This is a genomic window from Ruegeria sp. CG11, assembly GCF_056537245.1.
Window position 1 is genome coordinate 132,838 of record NZ_JBQFRE010000006.1, and the last position, 26,038, is coordinate 158,875.

The following is a 26,038-nucleotide window of genomic DNA, read 5'->3' on the forward strand; positions in this document are numbered from 1 at the left end:
TCAATGCGGTTCCTACTCTGTTTATTGCTGCCGCTGTTCCTTGCTGGGTGCAAGGAAACCTACAGCTGGCATCAGCGTATCCAAGTTGAGATTTCCACCCCCAATGGCCTGGTATCCGCGAGTGTCGTGCAGGGCATGAAGGTCAAGTACTACCCTAATGGTTTGTTCGCGACGGCGACCGAGACGGATAGCAAACTGACCGGGGAAGCGTTGGTGGTTGATCTAGGCGCTGAGCTTGGTCCGCGTCGGTATCTGTTTGCTTTGCTACCGGGACCGGGCCTTGCGCGTAGTGTCTTCTTTGATCTGCGCGAAAAGGGAATGAGTACGGGCCGCTATCTTGCTCTGATCGTAGATCAGAAGGGTAAGCCACCAAAGTCATTTGACGGTTTAAGGTGGGTGGGTTTCGCGGATTTCTCTGATCCAAAAAGCGTTTTTGCGGTGAACCCCGAAGACCTCGCGGCCAGTTATGGCGAGGGCTACGCGTTGACCGGTCTGACCCTGCAAATCACCGGTGCCCCATTGACCTCTGGCGAGGTGGAGAAGGTGTTGGGGTGGTGGTGCAATTTTACGCAACCATACAAGCGACTAAGCGGCCAATCCGGAGCAATTTCAGACAACCAGCTCGCGAACCGTCTTGGGCCTGGTGCATTTAAAACAGGTGGATGTAAATGACGATCTCGAAGGACTTATTCCTCTCTATTCTCTCTATGGATGTTTACAATCGTGGTTATGAAGCTGGAATTGCCGATGGTGGGGTGGGCGACCCAGATGGATTGGGAGACCGAATAGGCATCCAGGTAGGCGCCGCAACAATAGAGGCGTCAAGCGACTCAGATCCTGAAAGTCCCGAGGCATCTGCTGGTTTTTATGCGATTTCTTATAGCGTCGACGGTAGCAATATCGAAGGTTGGGACACTGACAAAACCAAGGTTCTGGCGTTTCGCGGCACGAATACATCTCTCGATTATCTACGCGGGTGGTTTGTTGGTGCAGGCGATATTCTTACCGGCACACAGGCCCAATTGGCATTGGATTTCTATGATCAGGTAGCTGCCTCTCCTTACGCTATCGGGGCAGACCCCAACTTGATCGTAACCGGCCATTCGCTTGGTGGTGGATTGGCTGGACTGGCGTCGGTGCTGTCTGGAACAGAAGGTGTTGGTTTCGACCACATGTCATATGCAGCTGCGGCGTGGATGCAGCAATATTTAGACGAACAGCGGGCAATTGATCCGAACTATACGCTGAGTGCAGATGAGATCGCATTAAAGATTACAGAATTTGCCGCTAGTCAGCCATTTGACGATCTCGATATGGATGCGTTCCGTGGTGTTCATGTCTCGAATGAAATCCTCGAGGGCTTGCGTGACGGCACGCTGGTTGGGATAACATCGCCGATATTGGCAGCGCTAGGTGGCAGCCTGCACCCTTCAATTGGCGCGCTTATTGCAACCTTCGGGGCTGCACAAACCGCTATTCTCAGCGCCACTCATGCTCTTGAAAGTGGTCGTCAGATAGAACTGGATCCTGTTGTGGATCAGATCGCCTTTGACCTAGCGGATCGAGCCCTGAAACTACACACGAACGAACTCCTCGTTGTGCTTCAATATTCGAAAGACGAGGCTCTAAGGTCGGGGAATCCTCTGGAGTTTGAAACGTGGCGCGAAATCGCGCGCCCATTCTGGGACGCGTTCTTTAGTGAGGATGTCGCTCAATCCGCTGGCTACGGGAATATGTTCGGCAAGGGGTACGATGGGGAGTCGGCAGACCGAAACCAGATGGGCCGTGCCATCGCCTATTCTGCACTTGATGGATCCGATGGGCTTGTTTTCGGAAATACTGGCATCCGTGCGATGTTCGACGATGCTAACGAACTGGGAGCATTGGTTGCGGCGGACGGTCTGCCAAACGCTACTGATAGATTGATAGGACGCTTTACTCAGGCAATAGTCCAATTTGCTGGGCAAATGGCTTTGCAAGAGGTCAACTATCTCGAAGCCGCCAGACCCGATGCTGCAGGTATTGATCCAAGCGAAGGGATCCTTTCGTTTTTCAAAGATGGTGCTCAAGTCCCTCAGGAAGCTGGAGGTCAAGACGATTTCACAGGTGCTGATTTCTTGGCCTTGGATGTGTCGCAAACACTATGGAACATTGATCACCGAGAGACGCCTCAACGTAGGTATGACGATGAGGTGGCGATCTACGGCTTGAAGGATTTGATCAGGGCGTATTACAGCGACGGGGACGAACAGCAACGCCGTATCGTCGAAGAGTTGCTGGGATTTGAAGAAACCGCACAAAAGGTAGGATTTGGTGGAGTTCTTGGGGCTATTTACTCCAATCCGATACCCTCGAATGACCCAACAGTTATCCCAAGCTACATTGACAAAATTTTCTTTGCTCTAAACGAAAATTTGGTGAATGCCGAAATTGGTGATCAGGATCAATCTGTTACGGGCATTGATCGAGCATCTTTGACGTTGTTGAATAGCGCAACAAAAGAAGTCTACGGCGATGACGGCCGCAACGTGATCGTTTCTGGCGAGGCAGAGCTGGACGTGTTTTCCGGTGGTCTCGGCTCGGATATCCTTTTTAGCGGTGATGGTAACGCCCATATATTGGACGCGATTGGCGAGCGGCCTGACTATGGAAGCAGCGAAGGCGAAACGGTTCTCGATGGCTTCTTCGATGACATCTATGTCGGCACTCGCGAACGGTCCGACTGGTTAGAGACGTTTCTGAACTGGTGGAATGGCGAAGATGCATCTGATGTAGTCGAATATTCCGTTCTGTCAGACGTTCAAGATGAGGATTCCCTGCAGCGTCAAGGTTTGGAAGTCCTCAGCCTGGGTTACAACGAACTCGAGACAGATGGGTTCGCCAAGACAGTTGATGTAGAAATTAGGGACCTGAATTCGAACCGTGAAAGTGCCGATAGGCTGCTTCACATTGAACGAGTTCTACTATCAAAACGTGCTGATCGGGCAGTGGTACAAGACGCGTGGCTTCAGGCGCCCATATTGCTCGACTTTAACGGGTTTGCGGCGGGTGAAGTAAACGAGACCGACTTCGATGAAGTTTCGTTCGCAGATTTGAACTTTGGTATTGATCTTGTAAATGGCGCAATGCGTGAGACAGACGCTAGTGCGGAAAGCGATCGACCCGGCAACTTAGCCTCTGTACTCACCGTGATATTTGCTCCTACGGAGCTGCCACTGCTGTTGACAGGATTCCAACCATCCGATGGGAAATCACCATTGAAGTTGGCTGGCTTTGAATCTGTTGAAGGAACTGATTTCGCCGATAATCTGATTTTTGGAGAAATAGGGGCGCTATCAAGGGCTTTTGGTGGTTGGCACGAGAACGACAACCCACTCCGTTTCGGTGAGATTGATGGTGGGAAAGGCGACGATAACATTGTCGTATACAATCCTTTGTTGGTCCGAGCGGGCGAGCAAGTCCCAGACACGTCGTTGGCAAGCCCCGATGAAAATGTTGTTGCGCAATCGGATCTAAACCTCACGATCTCTGGAGGAGAGGGCGACGACTGGCTTTTCGTGTCCAGAGGCGAAGGTGCAATAATAATTGGCGGCAATGGTCGCGATTGGATTTTCAATACGTCTTTTGGCGGTGAAATTTATGGCGATACTCAAGATGGCCGTAGCTCCGACGGTACCGACCTAGAAGGTTCGGAGAATAGCGATAACATCTGGTTCTGGCCCAACACAACCATGAGGGATCCGGCGCCAAATGACGTTCTGAAGTTCTTTGGTATTCCACTCGTGGGGGGTACCAATGACTTGCCTCTGTATTTCGGGCCTGGAGTGATGCTTGATGCGGTGACCGGCGTCAGTGGTTTGGCTACTTTTCAAAGCTCGGTCTATTTTGATTACTTTTTACCTTTCATAAACTACCAGCTAACCAGAGATGAGAATGGTAAGAGTACTCTCTATGTAATCAATATGTTTAGCGGCTTGGCTGATGAGCTCACGGGAGCTCAATCTGTTCATGAGCTGGCAGATGGCACTCCACTTTATGGTGCCATGAAGTTCGAGAACTATCAGGATCGGGCGACGTTTTGGAGTGCGGGATTCCGGAAGGGTGCAGAAGAAGATTTTCGGAACGCGAATAGCTTAGTTGATCTCGTTTTTGCAGGGGAAGGTTTCAATCCCGATGCAGCGGGCGACTTGGGCATGTTGTTCAAGAATGCCAACCCGTACCTTTCGATAAACGCTATGATCCCTGGGTTCCCGGGTGGCATCAATCGCTTCCTGCCAATGATCGACAAGTTGCTTACGCTTGCCGGTGCACTAAACCTCTTTGTCAAGGCAGCACGATGGGCAGATGGCGAAGACCCGTTGATCCTCGACCTCGACGGCGACGGCATTGAAACCATTGCCCGCGAAGAATCCGGCGTATTCTTTGACACGGACGGTGACTTCTTCGCTGAGCAGGTCGGCTGGGTTTCTCCCGATGACGGTTTCCTTGTGTTGGATCTGAACGGCAACGGCCAGATCGACGACATTTCGGAAATGTTCGGTGGCGTTGGCTTATCTGGCTTTGAAGAGCTCGCCCAACATGACGAAAACAATGACGGCATTGTCGATGCGAATGACAGCGTCTATTCGGAACTTCAAGTCTGGCAAGACCTGAATCAGGATGCTCAGACCACCGCTGATGAACTTTCCAGCCTGGCAGATCTGGGCATCGGGTCGGTCTCGCTGACAACAACTGAACTGGGCATCACTACGCCTCAGAACAACGAGTTGCTGCGCGAAGGGACATTCACCCGCACAGATGGCAGCACCGGTAATCTGTTTGATGCGGCACTGGCTGCTGATCAGGTGAACACGATTTTCCGCGGCGAACGTGGCGCGGCGTCTTGGATTCAGGATGACGCAATCTATTCGAGAGGCTTTGGGCAGGTCGTCAATTTCGACATTGTCATGTCGAATGACTTTCGCGTTGGAGAACTGGCACTGGCCGCTAGCGCGACCATGGATACGCCCAACCTGAACGCGCTGGTCGAAGCCGCTGGTGAGACCTTGGGTCAATGGGCGCTATCGCAACCGTTGACGCGTGAGCTTACGCCGGTGCTTCTCGATGACACAGGCGCGCTTATTGATCGCGCCATCTGGGTTGAAGATGAGGATAGTGGCTTCTGGCAACTGGCCAGCGGCAATGCCGTACAGGCAACTGACGGCTCGGTAATCGACCGCCCGCAGTTGTCCGACATCATGTCGCAAGCTGCGGGCGCTGGAACAAACTGGCAGATCGAACAGGTTTTCTCGCCTTCAGATCGTTCAGCGCCTTTGAGCCACCGCAATGAGACGGCTTATCTGGTCGAGGTCGTTGATGGGCGTGCGGTTGTTCTGGATTTTGCCGTCAAGGAAAGCGGTTTCTGGACGTTGGCGAGCGGCGCGGATGTGATTGCGCCGGACGGATCAATCATCGCCGAGCCGAGTATCGATGACATTGTAGCGATGTCTCCCGGCTCAGGCCGCGAATGGCGCGTGGAAGAATTTGGGCACCAGCCGCTTGCGGATCTGCCAGTGCCAACCATCGGGATCAATTTCATCGGCGGTGAAGCGGTTGATTATACCGTTCTGGTGACGGATGAAGATGGCAGCTTCTATGTCTGGGCCCGGAATCTGGATCGGGCGCTGGAACTGCAGTCGAAATACGGAACGGCCCAGGATTTCAATCTCCGCAACTACGAGATCGACTTCGATACGCTAGATGAAGTCGGTTCGGATGATGACAGCCAGTTTCGCGTTGAACTGCTGACGCCCGCACAATTCCACTTGGCCATGCTTCTGGCCGGGTTGGAATTCCAGCCAGAAATGCTGACGGCTTCGATTGAGAGGGACACAGGAGACCTCAGCTATACCGTCAGCCCTGAATTCGACACCGGTGTTGCTGGTCCGGACGGCTATGTCTCCGGCATTGAGATGATGCTGGACCTGCTGGGACCGGTTGCGGATCAATATGTGTCGTTCAGCCGCGCTTTTGCAGTGCGCATGGCGTTCCAGGGCGGTCTGTCTGAGTTCGCTCAAGGGATCGAATACCAACCGGATATCGACCGTTACACGGCGACGACCGACTACGAGTTGCAGCCGGTATTCGAAGCCATATTCCAGAGTATCCCAAGCGGGTATGACGCGGCCCGAGACTACTTGAGCGACTGGAACGAGATCCTGCTTCAGGTCTATCCCGACTATGTACCTTCGGGTGAGGGCAATGTTGCGGGCAGTTCCATCAGCGTGGATCAGGCCTTCATCATGCAGATGATGCTGCCGGCGTTTGAGACAATCCCAACGGATCTAGATTTGCGCAGCGTGATGTATGCATTGTCGCTGAACGAAAATCGCCTGCGGGATCACGATGCTGGCGCTACAGAAGTTCTGGGTACCTCAGGTGTCGATTACTTCCATATGACGGAAGGGGAGCAAGTATACAAAGGGGGTCGGGGAGCGGATTTTTATTTCCTCGGTCAGAATTCGGGGTCTGATGTCATCGATGACGTCGACACCGGTCAGAAGGACAGCCTGCGGTTGGCCGGTGTATTGTCATCTGATGTGACCGCTATGCGCGATGGAGAGGATTTGGTGCTCACCATCGCCGGGCGTGACGATGTTATCCGGATCAAGGATCAGTTCCTGGGCGAACTGAACCCGCTTCTGACTAATGGATCCCGGCTTGATTCAGGCGTGGATACGATTGCATTTGGCGACGGCGTACTCTGGAATCGGTTCCAGATGGCTATAGAGGTCAGCAATCCGCAAGACAGCAATGATGTCGTTGTCGGATCCGGCTCGGGAGACGTCCTGCGTGGCGGGAAGGGGAATGACGTCCTGCGTGGTGGAGCAGGAGGCGATTACTATTTCTACAACATTGGCGATGGTCAGGATGTCATTGGCGAAGAGCTGGACGGAGTTTCAGCGCTTTCGCAAGCGGGCTTTGGCCCGATCCAGGCCGGGCTTGATTTCCTGTTCTTCGGAGAAGGGATCACATCAGACTCTCTGCGGCTGCAAAGAGACGGGGAATCAGACGATCTGCAAATCTATCTGCTCGACGCGGATGGAGTAGAGACCGGCGACAGCCTCATTGTTGAGGATCAGTTCAACGGCGTTGCGCTGAACCTTGGCGCGATTGGGGCTGCTGCAGGATTCGACGAAGAATACATCTCACCCTACCTGATCGAACGGTTCGTGTTCGACAATGGCGAAACGCTGGATTTCGAGCAGATTGCGGCGCGGGTCATTGATGAGGCGGGGACATCGGGTGACGATGCAATCTATGGGCTGGTCAATGACAATACACTCGATGGTCGGGGTGGGGATGACTACCTGACTGGCCTTGAAGGATCCGACACCTATGTGTTTGGCCGTGGATACGGCCACGATGTTGTTGAAGACAATGATCTGAGTATCAAGATTTTCGGGGAGCCTACAGATCGACTGCAGTTCAAGGATGATCTGCGGTGGAGTGATTTTGACTTTGAACGTGATGGCGGCAGCGACACGCTGACGTTCCGAATTTCAGGCACTCAGGACAGGATAACTCTCACAGATTTCCTTAAAGCTGGACCTCCTTTTACCGGCCTCATTAACAAGATCGAAGAGATTGAATTTGGGGACGGCACGATCTGGTCCTGGACCAAGCTTCTCCAACATTATGTCGATATCGCCAAAACCGAAGGTGACGATGTCATCTATGGTTTCAGTGTTGCAGATCGCATTGATGGTGGTGCTGGTAATGACACCCTGATCGGGCAGGGCGGCAACGACACCTATGTGTTCGAACGGGGATACGGCGAAGATACTGTCGTATCCGACGGAGGTTTCGACCGGGTTGAATTCAACGGCGTGAATGTCGCAGATGTGACGTTCAGCCGGACCGATCTGGATCTGATCATTACCATCAACGACACAGGTGATCGCCTGATCCTGCGCGATCAATATGTGCGTGATGAACAGCAGATCCATGCGGTGGAAGAGTTCCACTTCGACGACCGCATCATGGTGTTCACCGACGTGAATGCGGAAGACATAGATCTGGTAGGAACCTCTGCAGATGAAACCATCACAGGTTCGAACCTGACAGAAACCCTGGACGGCCGAGGGGGAGATGATATCCTCATTGGCCGCGACGGCGGTGATACTTATAAGTTCGATGCCGGCTATGGCCAGGACGTGATCGTGGATGCGCAGGAGCGCGCCTCGTGGCAAGACCGGCGGTTTGTTCCGAATATCACCCCGGACACGGTTGAGTTTGGTGGTGATATCACGCGCGACAATGTGATCTTCACCAAAGATGGCAATGATCTTGTTGTCTCAATCGAAAACCGGTCAGATACGCTGCGCATTCGCGATCAGTTCGTGTCGCTGACCAAAGGTGTTGAACTGTTCAGGTTCGACGATCAAACAGTCATGTCGATTTCCGATGTCGAGGAATTGCTCCAGATTGCAGGCGGTAACCGGGGTGACAACGTTATTGAGGGCCTTCCGGACCAGGTCAATGAATTGGATGGCCGCCAGGGCGACGACATCCTGCGAGGAGGGGATCTGGGAGACCTCTATGCCTTTGGTGCGGGATATGACCTGGACCAGATTGAAGAGTATGAAGACAAAGCGGGTTCCATTGATCGCGTCATCTTTGGCGAGACAGTGCGTTCCGACAGTCTGATCGTACGGAGGAACGGCGACGATCTGCTCATCGATCTGGGGAATGGTGAAGACGTCCTGACCATTGTTGGCGGTCTGGCAACCACAACGATTGAAGAGTTTCTGTTTGCGGATGGTTCGATCCTGACGACGGATGATTTCCGGGGTCGTCTTCTTGAGGGGGATGACGGTGACAATCAGCTGCTCGGATTTGACGGCCGGAATGATACGCTGGCGGGTGGCGCGGGCTCTGACGCACTTGAAGGTGGGACCGGTGGTGACATCTATCGCTTTGGTTATGGCGATGGCGCAGATTCTGCACGCGACACTGGCGGAGACGATCGCATAGAGTTTGGCGCAGGCATTGCGCAGAACGATGTTTTATTTGCTCAGGTCGGTGAAGACTTCCTGATCACGTTGGAGCGGACCGGTGAATCCCTGGTCATCCTGAAGGGCGCATCGTCCGACAGCTCAGACTGGATTGAATCCTTTGTCTTTGCAGACGGCAGCGAACTGACCCTGCAGGACGCCCGTGTTCTGGCCCTGCAGGCGCGCCAGAACAGCGGCATGGACAACATCAATGCGCGCCATCTGCCCAGTGATTTTGCGATCACGCCGGGTGTTGGATTTGACAGCGTGATCATGGATGAGGATACGCAGTTGATCTTCCGCCCCGGCGATGGCATCGACCGTGTGGTTTTGCCGAGTAGCGCAGGTGATGCCGTCATAGCGTTGGATGATCTGACGGTTGCTGATGTCGAGGTACGGGTGACGCGCATCGGCGGCGATGATCTGACCTTGTCCTTCCCGGAAACCGGGGATCAGATCGTTCTTGTTGGCGCCCGGAGTGCGACCTTCGTGCCGGTGATTGCCTTCGCGGACGGAACTCAATGGAGCAAAGCCGATCTTCTGCGTGCTTTGATTGAGGGACAGCAGACCGACGGCGACGATGTTATCTTCGGGACAGGTCAAGCCGATCTGATCGAAGGTGGTTCCGGCAATGATGACATCCGCGGCGAGGCGTCGGATGATCGGTTCATATTCAAACGGGGTGATGGCCAAGACGTAATTGCAGACATTTCCGGAACGGATACGCTGGAAATTCGCGGCTACGACTCTGAACATTTGCAGGTCAGTTTGCCCGTCAATGGCTCGTCGGCCTATGGCGTTGACAATCGCCTGGAGCTTGTACTGCGATTTGATGGAACCGGGGATGAAATTGTTCTGCGTTATGATGCCGATCTGAACGGTGTTGACGTCGTTCGATTTGATGATGGCACCGAATTCACGCGTGATGCACTGATCAATATGGTGATCGGGCAGGGGAGTGATTTTGACGACGTCATAACCGGGACAGATGCAGACGATACCATCGAAGCCGGGCGCGGAGACGACTTTATCGACGGAGAAGGTGGAGACGATACTTATATTTTCCGCGCCGGGGACGGGCGTGACGTCATTCTTGAAGGTGGGTCGCGTTATGATCGCAATACCCTGCAGCTTCCTGACCACTCTGTCTCGGACCTGACGGCCATCGCGATTGAAGGTGGTACCGATGTGATCCTCCGTCTGCCCGACGGTGACGAGATTTATCTTCCTTACGCACTGGGAACTTACAGTCGCAAGGTGAACCGCATCGAATTCGGCGACGGCACGATATGGGGGACAAACGACATACAGGCTGCAACCGAGCGGTCGATTGTACCCGGTATCCCCCGCACAATAACCGGTTCCAATAGTTCAGAAACGCTGGAGAGCACCGCGCTGCCCGAAACGCTGAAGGGACTGGGTGGCAGCGATACTTATATCTTCAGTCGTGGTAGCGGAACAGACATCATCGATTCACAGCCCGCGGCGCGAACAGTAAACACCCTGATTTTGCAGGGATACGATTTTACTGACGCAATATTTGAGCGTTCGCTTACGAGATCCATTGATCTGGTTATCCGCTTCGAAGGGACAGAGGATAGGGTAACGATCCGCGATGCGTGGTACGACGGCACCTACTCGTCATCTTATGTCAACGGATCCTGGATTACGACCTATTGGCGCCCGGTCCAAACATTCACCTTTGATGATGAAACCATTTCTCTGGAAGAGCTTGGCGACCGCCTGCTCGCTCCACAGATCACTGCGGGCGATGACGTCGTGGATGCGACAGGCCTCACAGAAACCATCGAGGCGGGGACCGGTGATGACATAATCGGCGGTGATATCACCGGTGATACGATCATATTCAACCGCGGAGACGGACAGGACACGATCCAACCAAGCGTCACTGGTGGTCGCGCAACACTGGAAATCCGAGGTTACCTGACGTCTGAAGTAACTGTCAGTCGCGACCCCTATGCCCAAAAAGGCTACGTTCTGACATTTGAGGGTACGGACGACCAGATTGTGTTGCTCGGCGATGATCGAACCACGCTTGGTGGCGTGTATCGCGTTGAATTCGAAGACGGAACCTATTGGACATCTACCACACTGGACAATCAGGCGTCGTTGGCGTCAACGCGTCAAGGGACCGAAAAGTCTGACCATCTGTCCGGGAGCAGCTCAAATGATCGTTTTGAAGGTCTCGGTGGGGACGATTACATCGAAGCTGACGCTGGTGAAGACGTAATAGTTTTCCGCCGCGGAGATGGCGTCGATACCGTGCATGGTGACAGTTATCCAGGGATTCAGTTGGAGTTGCCGGATCTACTTCCGGGCGAAATCAGCCTGATGAGGGTGCCGGTGGGTTCGGATGCTGCAGGTGCGTACGATGCTTCTATCGAACTTCGTGTCATCGATAGCGATGACCGCATCTATATGTTTGATACCGAAAACGGGTTGGAAAAGATCACCTTCGCTGATGGTACCATATGGAATACATTGGAAATTCGTGATGCATTTGAGGATTTCCCGGCCCCGGAAGGCCAGACGAAGGTAATTGAAGTCGCACCTTGGGAGGGTGTTTATCAATCTACCGCTGCGGATGAGTTATTCGGCATTGAACCTTATAGATATGAGACTGATGGCCAGGTCGAATTTCAGTACAGTAGAGGTGGTGGACACGATCTGATCTCTGCCCCGGTGGAGATGGGAGACGCAGCAAACCGGGTGAAGTTCGCGGATATTACTTCAGATGACGCAAACCTGAGGTTGCTGCCGTTCAGTTCGCCGATGGCACGCGGCGAAGGCCAAGACCTCCTCATTACGTTTGGTTCTGAAACAGACAGTCTGCGAATTGTTAATGCGAGTGGTGGATACGAACCCAGCGGTGTGATTGAGGTTGAGTTCTCAGACGGCGTAATCATGACAATGGATCAACTGGTTGCACAGGCAGAAGCAGCCGAGGCGGCTGATCCGCGAATTGTATCGGGTGAATTCACTTTTGTTCGCGGAACGCATAGTGGGAACTATTGGGGCGATATTGGCGGTGGCGATGGCCCGTTTTTGGAAGGAGGAGACCCGTTGTTGCCTCCGTCCGGAGGCGGATATCTCGAACTGACATTAGAAAACGTGCTTCAAAGCGAGCTCTCAGCGGAGCTTCGCGCCGAAGAAATTATTCTGCATGTTGCGCCCAGATTACCCGATGGGAGCGATGCGTCGGCGATCTGGCTGGGTGGAATCGACATGCTGGGCTCGCTCGACGTCCTGCTGGATGATGGCACCTTGCTCTTCGGACCGGAATTGCAGGCTCTAATACCTATGCCGCAACCCACGGATGATAATGATACGATCACGGCCCGGGAAAGCGGTCCGGTCACGATTGAAGGGCAAGGTGGCGACGACCTTCTGACTTCCACTTCGAGTGAGACTACCTTTGTCTATACACGTGGTGATGGGTCTGACTTGATTTCCGCACCTCAAAACCGTTCCACTACGCTGCAAAGCAATGTTCTTGAGCTGCATGGGATTGATGTTGAAGACGTGCAAGTTCAGCAGCATGGTGTCGATCTTTTGGTCCGTATCGCCGAAACCGAAGAAGGTGCAGGTGATGGGGGCGTAATCCGATATATCAACGGGTATTGGCTCAATCCGTATAGCAGCTCAGCGCCCGATTATTACCCGCGCCTCGGAGCTATACGCTTCGATGATGGTACCGAATGGAATGGTGCCGAAATTGCGGATCGGGCTGCGTTTGATCTTGGGACGGACGGGGACGATTTTGTCGAAAATCTCGTTGGAGACCAAACCTATGAGATGAAGGGTGGCAATGATGTCGTTATATCCGAGGATGCTAACGACACCTATATTTATCGCAACGGTGACGGGTTTGATATTTATGCTGAATCGGGCGAAAATCCGGATACGCCGTCGGGGCAGCCTGGTGAAGATGTTCTGCAACTCCCTGATTTTCTGCGCGGTGACATAAGTATCCGTCGTGATAACGACGATCTGGTGATCGATATTGTCGCGGATCCGGTGCGAGGTATTCAAGCCGGCTCGATCACGCTCAAAGACGGCTATTTGAACTTCCCTACTCAGAATCGCCTGATCGAACGGATTGTATTCGCCGATGAGTCCGAGACGCTGATGGCGGATGAAATCCAAACGCTCCTGACATCGTCAGCGACGTCGGGTGATGATGTGCTGCGGTCTTCTGGCCTTCCAAGCCTCTTTGAAGGCGGTGGAGGAAGGGACATTCTTTTTGGCGGTGCAGCCGCAGATACCTATCGTTATTCACGGGGTGACGGGCACGACGAAATTCTCGAGAAGCGGCAGTCCGGCACATTGGTTGTCGATCGGCTCGAGTTCAATGGGATCAATGCCGACGCTGTAGATTACGAGATTACGCCGCTTGGCCTGCGCATTGTGATCGCTGAAAGTTCCGAAGGAGCCGGTGATCATGGTTCAATTCTTGTCCATGGCATGTTTGCCGGCAGCGACCTGAATTATGAGTCCGAAAATTCCGGAACGGGTCTTGAGTTGATTGTGTTTGGGGACGGAACAGAGCTCACTCTTGGCGAGCTGTCATCCAGACTTCTGGCCGCTCAAACAACACCGTTTGATGACCGTCTCGCGGGTTCGGCCGATGACGATACGTTGGAAGGCAAGGGCGGAAACGATCTGCTGATCGGGAACGGTGGCGACGATTCCTATATCTATAACCGTGGTGATGGCATTGATCGAATTTTGGACAACGGCGGCTCGTCATCCGACACGCTGTATCTCCATGGTATAGATCCGGCATCTGTCACTCTGAAGAGCGGTTATGATGATAGTCTGGAAATTGTTATCGCAGAATCCGCGCCTGGGGCGGGTGATGCCGGTCATATTACATCTGTTGGCTCAAACCGTTCATATGGCAGCTCAGGTGTCGACAGGATTATCTTTGACGATGGAACCAGTTGGTCTCGTGCAGATTTTGCGAACCTGTCCAGTAGCCGCACGGCAACGGATGGCGATGACCGTATTACCGGGACAAGCGATGCCGACGTCATCGAAGGGCTGGGCGGTAATGACCTGCTCCAGGGCGGATATGGGGCTGACATTTATCGGTTCAGCGCGGGCGATGGATCCGACATCATCGACGATCATCAGAGTGTTGCGAACCGGATAGAAATCTCGGGCTACACCGTTGATGAGGTCAGATTCGTGCGGCGCGGTATCGACGGGCGGGACCTGATTATTCAACTCGGGAATGCCGGGGACGAGATATTTGTCATAAATGGCGTTGATGACGGTTTCTCGGGGTCGTCGATCTCGGAGGTGACACTCACGGACAGCGGCACGCGCTTCACGGCGGCGCAAATTCAGGCCATCCTTGTGGAAGATCAAACGACATCTGGCGATGATATTGTCGTCGGAACAAATGAAGCGGATGCACTGTCTGGTGGGGCCGGAACTGACCTGATCGACGGCCGGGAAGGCGACGATAGCTATACGTATCGGTCCGGTGATGGCGATGACCGTATTGCCGATACAGGATACAGCCAAAACGATGTTTTGCACCTGCCGGATTTTCTGCCCGATGATCTGGCCTACGCTTTGCGTGCCGGGGCTGACAGTCTTGATTTGGTTCTTCTATTCAAGGACAGCCGCGATCGGATCATTCTGGAAAATGCGCTGTCCTCCGATGCGGAGGGCGTAGAGCGCATTGAGTTCTCTGATGGCACGATCTGGACCCGCGATGATATGCGGGCGGAAGCTATCAAACACGCTCAGACGGAGTATGCAGAGCCTGTCGAGGGCTTTGCCGGAAGCGATACGTTTGAAGGCAGTGCTGGTGATGACACGCTTTCCGGCGGCGCGGGGAGTGACACATATTACTTCCGACGCGGTCACGGCCAGGACACGATCGTGGAAACAGACCATCAGGATCTGAGTCTCGACAGGGTTGAATTCCCGGACTTTGTGTCTTCTGAAGTCTCTGTCGCCCGGTTGTTCAAAGGCAGTGACACAATCGTTCTCACCTTTGCCAGCTCACCTGAAGACAGCCTGACAATCACAGATGCCCTCGCAGGTGGTCGCGCAGGGATTGAACAATATGTCTTCTCGGATGGCATTTTGTGGACACCCGCAACACTGGAAACACTGTTGAGTAACAATGCTCCGGTTGTGACGGATGACGGGTATTTCACGGCGACCAGTGGTGAAGTGCTGTTGCTGGACGCCAATGCTCTTCTGAGGAACGATTTTGACGCAGATGGAGACGCGCTGACAATCATAGCGGTCAACGGGGGCGATGCTGGGTTTGCAGAGCTCGATGCAGACGGCAATGTCATGTTCACGCCGCACGCGGATTTCTACGGTCCGACGCGTTTTTCATACACTGTGTCTGACGGCCGCAATGGGATCAGTGTCGGATATGTCGATCTGAGGGTCCGTCCAGTTGCGGAAGCTCGAAATGATGATGGTTTTGAAGTCGATGAAGACGGTTTCCTGACCATTGATACAGTGCGTCTGCTGTCGAATGACCTTGATGGCGACCGCATGATTGTCAGCCAGGTCTTTGGCGCTGAAAACGGCAATGTCAGCCTGGCGAGTGACGGGCAGATCACCTACACGCCCAACGCCAATTTCAGCGGGATCGACAGTTTCAAATATGTTGCCAACACGCCGGAAGGCGGTAGGGCCGAGGCGGTAGTCACGATCAATGTGAAGCCGGTGAATGACGCACCGGTAGCACGAGATAATACCGGGTTCGAGACGGCCGAGGATGTTCCGTTCCAGATTCTGGCGGCTGCTCTGGCCGTCAATGATACGGATCCGGATAGCGATCCGTTGACGGTCACGTCAGTTACCAGCAGCGCTGATCTGAACGTTACCCTCACGGATGACGGCCAGATTCTTGTGACCCCCCGAGCTTATTTCTTCGGTGATACCTATTTTGAGTATACGGTCGAAGATCCCGATGGTTTGACGTCTTCGGCACGGGCGTATGTCACGGTTACGCCGGTCAACAATGCGCCCGAGCTCAGCCCGGATACCTTTAACACGACCGAGGACAATCCTCTTATTGTCAACACGGTTGATCTGCTGGCCAACGATATCGACCGCGATGGTGACGCGTTGACAGTCGTAGAGCTGCGTGGATTCAACAGTTACGGGGGACGGGCGGAACTGCTCGACAACGGTACGGTTCTGTTCACGCCATGGGCCAACTTCAACGGGACTGGTCGCTTCGAATATGTGGTCAGTGACGGGCAGGGTGGTACCGCGATTGGCGTCGCAAATATCGAGGTGGAAGCGGTCAATGACCGCCCGGTGACCCGTGCCGATCATTATACGGATTCCGCCTTCGAGAACATTCTGCGAGGCACTGAGGATGTTCCGCTGGAGATTGCAGTCTCTGAACTGATGAAGAATGACTACGACGTCGAAGGTTTGGCTTTGACGTTCGAGAATGTCTCGGAACCCGCGAACGGCTCTATTGAGATCACAGATCGCGGCACGATCATCTTCACTCCGGATGCGGATTTCTGGGGCGAGGCGACGTTCAACTATCTGATCTCGGATCCGGAAGGTGCAGTCAGCGATGCGACGGTCACGCTATTCTTTGAGAATGTTGGGGACGCGCCACCAGTCGCCGGTTCCGACAGCATCACAGTTTACGAAGACGTTCCGATCATCATCCCTGCTAATGTCCTGCTCGCGAATGACACAGATATCGACCGCGATCCCTTGGAAATCGTCGGTTGGCGCCCACTAAACCTGCAGGAGCAATTCCAACACGGATCATTCACGGGTTCACTGGAACGGCTCGCAAATGGCGACTTCCAATACAGGCCTGCATTGAACGAAACACATGAAGCGGGTTTTGTGTATTTCGTGAGCGACAATGCCGACGGCGTGTCGGAGGGTTTTGTCAATATCGATATCATACCGGTCAATGACCAGCCGAGCGCAGTTGCGGATGATGGCGGCAGCACACCGCTCGGAGTTCCGCTTGTGGTACGGATTTCGGACCTCATCGCGAACGACTTCGATGTTGATGACGAGCCCGATCAACCGAAATCGTTTCAGTTCTCAACCCTCGGAACCGCCTCTGTTGGTGAATTGGAACGGCGTGGTGACTTTATTATCCTCCGAGTTCCCGATGGCTATTCGGGACCTGTCGAGTTTACCTACACGATTATCGACAATGAGGGCGTCGAAGACACCACTGCCGTTACTGCTGTTGTCGAAGACAGCTATGGCCGCGTTCTCACGGGCACGAATGAGATCGATCTCCTGATCGGTACGGATTTTGCGGAAACCATCGAAGGTCTGGATGGCGGTGACATCATTGAAGCCCATGACGGTGCCGATGTTATTCGTGCGGGTGCCGGGGCCGACAATATCCTCGCAGGCGACGGGAACGACCTGATCGACGGCGGCGATGATGCTGATACGATTGATGGCGGCGAAGGCTTCGATACGGTCACCTACGCTGAGTCTGATGTCGCAGTGCGCGCCGACCTGGCCTCACGTCTGGGGCAGGGTGGTCACGCTGCCGGTGATATCCTGACCAATGTTGAAGGGCTGATTGGTTCGGATTGGAACGATACCCTGGCAGGTGGGCTTGCTGACAACCGTATTGAAGGCGGTCGTGGACACGACCTTCTGGAAGGGCGTGGCGGCTCTGACACACTGATTGGCGGTGCCGGAGATGACACCCTCGTCGGTGGCGAGGGTGGCGATGTGCTCGAGGGTGGTGAAGGTTCCGACACGGCGGATTACCGCGGCTCAAGCGCTGGTGTGACTGTGTCTCTGACTGACGGTCTGGCGTCTGGTGGGGACGCGGAAGGTGACACTCTGAGCAGTATCGAAAACCTCTTCGGATCTGATCAGGACGACGCGCTTACAGGGTCGGATGCGGAAAACAGGCTGTCCGGTGGCCGTGGCAATGACACGCTGCGCGGCCTTGGTGGCAACGACCTTTTGTCAGGCGGCCGGGGCGCGGATCAGTTGTTTGGCGGTCTGGGAATCGATACAGCAGACTATACTCTGTCGGCCGATGGTGTGACCGTTGACATGCAGGATGGCAGCGCCGGTGGCGGCGATGCCGAAGGTGATGTCTTCGACAGCATCGAAATCATCCAGGGCTCGTTCCATGACGACACGATCCGTGGTGATGAGAACAACAACACGCTACGCGGCGGTCGCGGCGCTGATGTGATTGACGGGCGTGGCGGGTTTGACATTGCAGACTTCTCGACCGCTGATGAAGGTGTCGGGGTCAATCTGGCAACCGGTCAGGGCACTGACGGTGAAGCTCTGGGCGACACCTACGCAAATATCGAGGCCCTGCGAGGTTCGGTCTGGGATGATACGTTTGTAGGAAGTGCGGCAGACGAGCAATTCGACGGCAACTGGGGCGATGACGAAATCTCGGGTGGTGCCGGATCGGACAGCTATGTCTTTGGCTATGACAGCGGCACCGATTTGGTGATTGAAGCGGGCGTTGCAGCGGATACCGACCGTGTCGTACTGGCGGCAGATATTGCTCCAAAAGACCTCTCGGTCATTCGTGAGGGAGACGACCTTCTTCTGGAACTGGAACGAGATGAAGGCTTCCTTATTGATACCTTGCGGGTGCGGGATCATTTCCTCAATGCGGAATCCGGCATTGAGGAAGTAGTCTTTGCCAATGGTACGATCTGGGATCGCGATCAGATAGAGGCGCTACAGAGAACCGGGCGTTTCAACGCAGCCGATGACATTTATCGCCTCGCCATTGAAGATGTCGAAGCGATCATTGATCCAGGCGTTCTGATTGCCAATGATGTCAGTGAAGGCACGGATGGCATTGAACTGATCGCTGTTTCCAATGCGGTGAACGGTACGGTTAGCATCAATTCAGACGGTCAGGTTTCCTTCCTGGGTGATCCGGACTTCAATGGAGATGCGTTCTTCGATTATACACTGCGCGATCAGTTCGGGCGCGAAAGCACCGCCCGGGTCGAAGTAAATGTAGCACCGGTCAACGACGCGCCGGTCGGAGTGAATGACGGCATCTTCACCGGAACGGAAGACACAGTTCTTCGTATTTCTTACGCTGACCTGCTCGGGAATGATTATGATGTCGACGGTGATCCGTTGACCGTTCTCGAGCTGACGCCGATCTACGATCAGGATGGCGACGCGCTCTATCAGACGCGGCCGGGCTTAGGTTCCGGACCGTTTGATTCTTCCGGCTCCAATGGCATTCTCTATGCAGACGGGACGCATGTGTATTTCCTGCCGAAATCGGATCACTTTGGATTTGCGGGCTTCCGTTATGTGGTCGTGGACCCGGATGGCGCGACATCAAGCGCGGATGTTGAGCTCTATATCGAGCCGGTCAATGATGCGCCTCGCAGCGGCCGGGACGAGTTCACGATCCGCCTTGAGCGCACGCATGAAATCACTGTCTCTGATCTGATGGAGAACGATTTCGACATCGAAGATGACGCTTTCTCATTCGATGGCGTACATTCCGCGATTGGCGGTTCTATGACATACGACGCAGACCGGGGTGTGATAGCCTTCACGCCTGACGCGCTTGGCGCAGCAGGGTTCTCCTATGATCTCGTCGATGACCGGGGGGAACGCAACACGATCTATGTCGATCTGACAGTTATTCCGCTCAATGATGCACCAGTCGCCAACGATGATGGTCCGTTCATTACCCTTGAAGATGAGGTCTTGATAATCGATCCAGCCGATCTTCTGGCTAATGACACCGACAACACCGATCCTCTGGACGAGGTTCTGTTCCTGTCCGGGCTCGACCGGTTCGCCGAAAATGGCAAGGTTGCACTCAACGACGACGGCATGATCGTCTTCACGCCGCGCTCGAACTACAATGGGGATGCGGGTTTCATTTATCAGGTTGCTGATGGCAATGGCGGTTTCGACGTTGCCTATGTGAGTGTCACCATCCTGCCTTCAAACGACGGTCCCGTGTTGCGTGATGATATCGCGCAAGGTCTGGAAGATCTGCCTATCACGGTTATTCCGGGTGAGGTGTTCGGCAATGACCTTGATCCCGAAGGCGACGTAATCTTCTTCGAAAGCGTGTCGGTTTTGGGTGTTATCCAGGAAGACTACACGCAGCGTGATCCGGTGGAGATTTCTTACGGCTTCGACCTGGATCGTCTGGATGAGACGGTTGTGGCGACAGTTGCTCTGGGCGATGGGTCAACATTGCCCGACGGCTTGCTGTTTGATGCGTCGACGCTTCTGCTCACCGGAAGCTGGCCGGCAGATGTCGTTGATCTTGTTGATCTGGTTTTGACGATGGCCAATCCCGCAGACGGCAGCATTTATGAATACTCCGTCACGGTGGACCCGGTCGCAGATTTCACAAGCGGTTTGTCACTTGCGCCTCAAATGGCTCTGTTCGATATCAGCGCAGGCACGTTCTCGTTGCAAGCTGCCGGGAATCAGCCGCTTCCATCTTGGTTGAACTTCGATGCCGATACGCTGGAACTGACACGGATCAGTGATGTTCCGGCAGAGGAAACAGACCTGCTGCGGCTGCAACTCCGTTTTGATCCGGAGCCGCAGGTCCTGCCGGACGGAACCATTGCCCATGGTCGCCGGGGCTTTGCGATCGAAGTGGTTATAGATCCGCAATCCGATATTGACCCTGCGCTGAACGCGTTGTTCAGAAACGAGGATTTCTTTGCAGGGCAAGGCCTTTACGCTCTGCCGATCGATCCAGTTGAGTCTCTCGAAGCCCAGACTGAGAATGGCGCGCCACTGGCAGATTGGCTTGGGTTTGATGCGTCATCCTTCACCTTCGATGGCACTCCGCCGCCGGTTTTTGTCGGCACGCCGCCGGTGCGCGTCAATGTGAGCGATGGTGCGATCAACTATTCGGTTCTCACAGAACTGCCGGTGGATGCAATTTACACTGTTGCACAGGAGAATGGCTTCTCAACCATCGTGAATGGGGATCGGTTCGAACTCGTCACACCGGAAGATTTCAACGGCCAGATCGTGCTGCGCTACCATGCCGCGGACGAAAAAGGAGGTGTGTCTGAATCGCCCGCCGAGATCGTTGTCAATATCTTGCCGATGCCGGAGCTTCCCACGGCGGTGAATGATCAGGTCTCGGCAACCGAAGACGTGGTGCGCCTATTCAACCTGTCGGATCTGCTCGCAAATGATTTTGACGAGGACGGCGACCCGATCCGCGTCATTAGGATCGAGCAGCCACAGAACGGCACACTGGATCTTCTTTTGTCGGAACTGACGCTTGTAACGCCGGTCGAACCGGCGCTCGCAGCAGGTGATACGGTTTCAGCGGTTCTGTCGAATGGTGATCCATTGCCATCCTGGCTGTCTCTGGACACCGCGACCGGCATCCTCAGCGGTCTGGTCCCGCTGGATGCAGCAGGTCTGCTCGAGATCGAAGTTACGGTCACGAGGGCTGATGGCGCGGTTGAAACCCCGATCGCAGTGCAGACAGTACTTGAAGGGAATCTGGGTGTTCAGCTTCGCTATACGCCGGATCCTGGTTTTAATGGCCCGGATAGCTTTGCCTATACCATCACAGATGATCAGCAGGGCACCGACAGGGCCGTTGTGACACTGGAAGTTGCACCGGTCAACGACCCGCCAACTGCGGTTGATGATCACGTCAGCGTACTTGAAGACGGTGTTCTGGTAATCGATCCGGCAACTCTGACCGCCAATGACACAGACCCCGACAATGATCCGTTGAGCGTCCTGTCTGTCAGCGATGCAGTCAACGGCACCGTGGAGTTTGAAAACGGCGTGATCACTTTCACGCCAACGGCCAACTACGATGGCAGTGCCAGCTTCACCTATGTCCTCTCCGATGGTACCGATGGAACGGACCAAGGACTTGTCAGGGTCAATGTGATCTCGACCAATCAGCGTCCAGAAGCAGGAACCGACAGGTTCGTGATCAACGAGGACACGCCTCTGACCATCACTGTTAGTGATCTGCTGTCAAATGACAGCGATGCAGATGGCGATCCGTTCTCCTTTGTCAGCATAGATCGTGACATTGATGGCGGGCGCACGTTTATTCTGCCCAATGGTGACATCCAGTTTGTTCCCGATGGCGATTTCAATGGCGAATTGACATTCACCTACCGGATTTCCGATGGGCGCCTGACGGGTACGGGCTCCGTGGTAATCGATGTTACACCGGTAAATGATGGCCCACGCCTGATTGACGACCCGGTTATTGCCGGAACGGAGGATACACCGCTTGTTATCGATATGGCAGACTTGCTGGCCAATGATGCAGATGTCGAAGGCGATGCGTTCTCTGTAACGCGAGTCTATGACGCGGATAACGGCACGGTGTCTTTGAACAATGGCATTGTCACCTTCACGCCGCGTGCAGATTATTTCGGCAACGCAGGCTTCCGCTATGTCGTCACCGATGCGCGCGGCGCTGAATCTGAAGGCTATGCACAAATCTCGTTAGCCCCGGCAAATGACCTACCCTTTGCTGTCTCAGATAGTCTCGACACCAATGAGGATACTCCGCTGGAGATTTCTGCCGCTGATCTGTTGGCCAACGATATCGATGCGGATGGAGATGCTCTGACGATCGTGTCGGTCTACACCCGAACCACGATCTTTGGTGGGGCGACGTTTGAGACCCCGCTGACCCAGTTGGAGAACGGGAACTGGCTGTTTGTTCCCGATGCGGATGATTTCGGCGAAAGCCGCATCTTCTACCAGATAACGGATGGTCACGGCATACCAGTTGAAGGGTCCATCACAATAGACCTGCTGCCCACGCCGGATGATCCTATCGCATCGGATGACAGTTTCTCAGGCGTGGAAGACCAACCCCTGACCATACTGGCATCAACCCTTCTGGCAAATGACCGAGATCCGGATCAGGAGGCGCTGACGATCACATCTGTCACCGCAGCACAGGGGGTCAGCGTTGACTACCGTCCCACGGGCGAAATCGTGGTTACTCCACGTGCCAATTTCAATGGAACCACCACATTTGACTATGTGGTCAGTGATAATACAGGCCGCAGCGACACCGGCACGGTAACCATTACCTTCGCCGCACGGAATGATGCGCCCACGATTGCGGATGTATCTCTGTCCGGAACGGAGGATACTGCGTTCTCGGCAACCCTTGATCCGGCGATCTTCTCGGATGTGGATGGAGACGCTCTGGCCGTCGGCCTGCGCGGCCCCGGTGGTGCGGCCCTGCCGGACTGGCTCGACTTTGATCTGTCGACATTGACGCTCTCGGGGACTCCGCCGCAGGACTTCTATGGGGACGTTTTGCTTGAATTGACGGCGTTCGATGGCTCGGAGGAGACGGTGGAACCTGTGACATTGACCATCGCTCCGGTCAATGATGCACCGACGATTGCGGATGTTCAGCTTCAGGGTGTTGAGGATCAACAGCTAAGCATCAATCTGGACCCTGCGATCTTTGGCGACGTCGATGGCGATGCCGTGTCAGTTACCCTGCAGTCTCGCGGCGGGGCGACCTTGCCGGCCTGGCTGATGTTTGATCCGGTCTCCCTTCATCTGACGGGGCAACCGCCCGCGAACTTCAACGGGGTCGTCGAATTGCAACTTGTCGCTAGTGATGGAGATCTTGCGTCCACGCGTGATATCAATCTGACGATTTCATCTGTCAATGACGCGCCTGAGATTGACGAAATCTCCCTGACAGGCGTCGAAGATCAGCCTTTGAACATCACCCTAGATCCGGCTGCGTTCAATGATGCGGATAGTGATGCGCTTGACATCTCTCTGCGGGGCGCTGGAAATACGGCTTTGCCGGATTGGATCAGTTTTAACCCTGCCGATCTGACACTCACGGGCGCCCCCCCGGCGGATATCAACGGTGATATCCAACTGGAGCTCGTTGCCAGCGATGGCACAACTGAGACAGTGCAGGCAGTCACGTTGACTCTGGCTCCAGTTAATGATGCACCAGTGGTGTTCAATGATCTGATCGACATGGGCACTGATCTTACGACCACTCTGACCATCGCGGACCTGTTGGGCAATGACGTGGATGTAGATGGCGATGTGCTTTCTCTGGTCTCAATCACGGGCGGCGATGGATTTGCTGCGGAAATCTCGGATGACGGCATCATCACCATTAACCGTGATCCGCGTCTGGGTGGACAGGTGGTGTTCGACTATGTCGTCACTGACGGTCTGCTGCAAAGCAACGGCCAACTGATTGTCGAGTTGGATGTTGCCAATCAGGCTCCTGAGATTGGCGTAATAGGCTCGCTACACAGTGACGAAGACACCGAGGTCGATATCGCGCTTCCAATGGAAGCGTTCAGCGATCCTGATGGAGACGCGCTGTCCTTCACACTTGCACGGGCCGGTGGAACCGCGCTGCCCGATTGGTTGGGCTTTGATGCCTCAACCATGCGGTTGATGGGTGTACCACCCGTGAACTTCACGGGTACGCTGTCGCTGCAAGTGACGGCCAGCGACGGGCAGCTTTCGTCGACGCGGACCTTCGATCTGGTCATCGACCCGGTTAACGATCTGCCGATATTGACCGTGCCACTGTCAGACAGGTCTGCGATCGAGGACACACCGTTTGAAATCCAACTGCAGCAGGGGATTTACGCTGATCCGGATGGCGATGCCCTCAGTTTTGCTCTGACCCAGAGCGATGGAAGCGACCTTCCGGACTGGATCAGTTTTGATGCCAATACCCTGACTCTGACGGGGCAGGCACCAGCCGATATGTTCGGGGATTTTGGCCTGCGTCTGGTGATTTCGGACGGTACAGCGTCGATTTCGGACGACTTCAATCTGATGATCGCCGGTACTCAGGATGCACCGATACTGGTCAATCCATTGCCGGATTTCGACACGGATGATACCGGGGCGCAGCTGCGCACCAATACCCCGTTTGCGATCTCGTTACCCGAAAACGTGTTCTCCGATCCGGACGACGAACCCTTGATGTTCGCTGCTCGATTGGCAGGTGGTAAGGAGCTCCCGGAATGGCTCGTGTTCAACGGCTCCAGTTTCTCTGGCATGGCGCCAAGCTCTGCCGCAGGTCTGATCGAGATTGAACTGATTGCGAATGACGGGACTGAGACCGTATCTGACGTATTCAGCCTGTCCTTCGAAAGCTTCAACACGGCGCCAATCGTGACGGATGACGCGTTCACTGTTGAGATTCCCTATGCGCTGAGGCTCGATCCTTCGGCGCTCTTGCAAAACGATGTTGATCCGGACGGTGACGCGCTTGAAATCGTCAACGTTGGATCGGCAGATCATGGGCAGGTCAGTTTCGAGAATGGTGTCGTCGAGTATCTCGCAGATTTCGACTACGAAGGGACTGACCAGTTCACCTATACTGTCAGCGATGGGCAGAACACGGCGACTGCAACTGTTTCGGTTACGGTTCAGAATGAGTTCGATGATACGCAACAGGGCGGTTCTGGAACGGATATTCTCTTCGGTTCCCGAGGGGATGACCTTCTGCTCGGTGGGGCCGGCGGTGATGTGCTGTTCGGAAGGAGCGGCGATGATCATCTGGATGGCGGAGACGGAAATGATCTGCTGTTCGGAGGCCGGGGTTCTGACACGCTTGTCGGCGGTGCCGGAGAGGATGTGCTCTTTGGTCAGGGTGGCGACGATGAGTTGATCGGGGGCACCGGCAATGACACCCTGCTCGCTGGCCGTGGACAGGACACTTTCCGTTTTGAAACCGGAGATGGGCGTGACACGATTTATGGCTTCCAGGGGTCTGTTTCGAGGACGGGAAGCTATATCGCGGGGGATAACCTGAAGCTTCGTGTTGAGGGTATCGACAGTTTCGATGACCTGCTGAATACCGCAAGTGAAACCGATGGTGGCGTCCTCTTTGATCTCGGCAACGGCGATGAAATATTCCTGACCGGAACCCGGCTGGCAGCTCTGGATAGTGACCAGTTCACCTTCTACTAAGCGATGGCCGTTGATACCGGAGATATTGC

At 54.5% G+C, this 26,038-nt stretch carries 2 protein-coding genes; both read left to right on the forward strand.

What is annotated here, in order from left to right:
- Nucleotides 1-3 precede the first annotated feature (3 nt).
- A complete protein-coding gene (locus tag ACR0KW_RS15190; RefSeq protein WP_480805742.1) occupies nt 4-672 on the forward strand; it encodes a hypothetical protein in 669 nt (222 codons plus the stop codon).
- Nucleotides 669-26,009 (forward strand): tandem-95 repeat protein, encoded by a 25,341-nt coding sequence (locus ACR0KW_RS15195; protein ID WP_480805743.1) that lies wholly within the window; start codon nt 669-671, stop codon nt 26,007-26,009. Before ACR0KW_RS15190 ends, ACR0KW_RS15195 begins: the two co-directional genes overlap by 4 nt.
- The last annotated feature ends 29 nt before the right edge of the window (nt 26,010-26,038 follow it).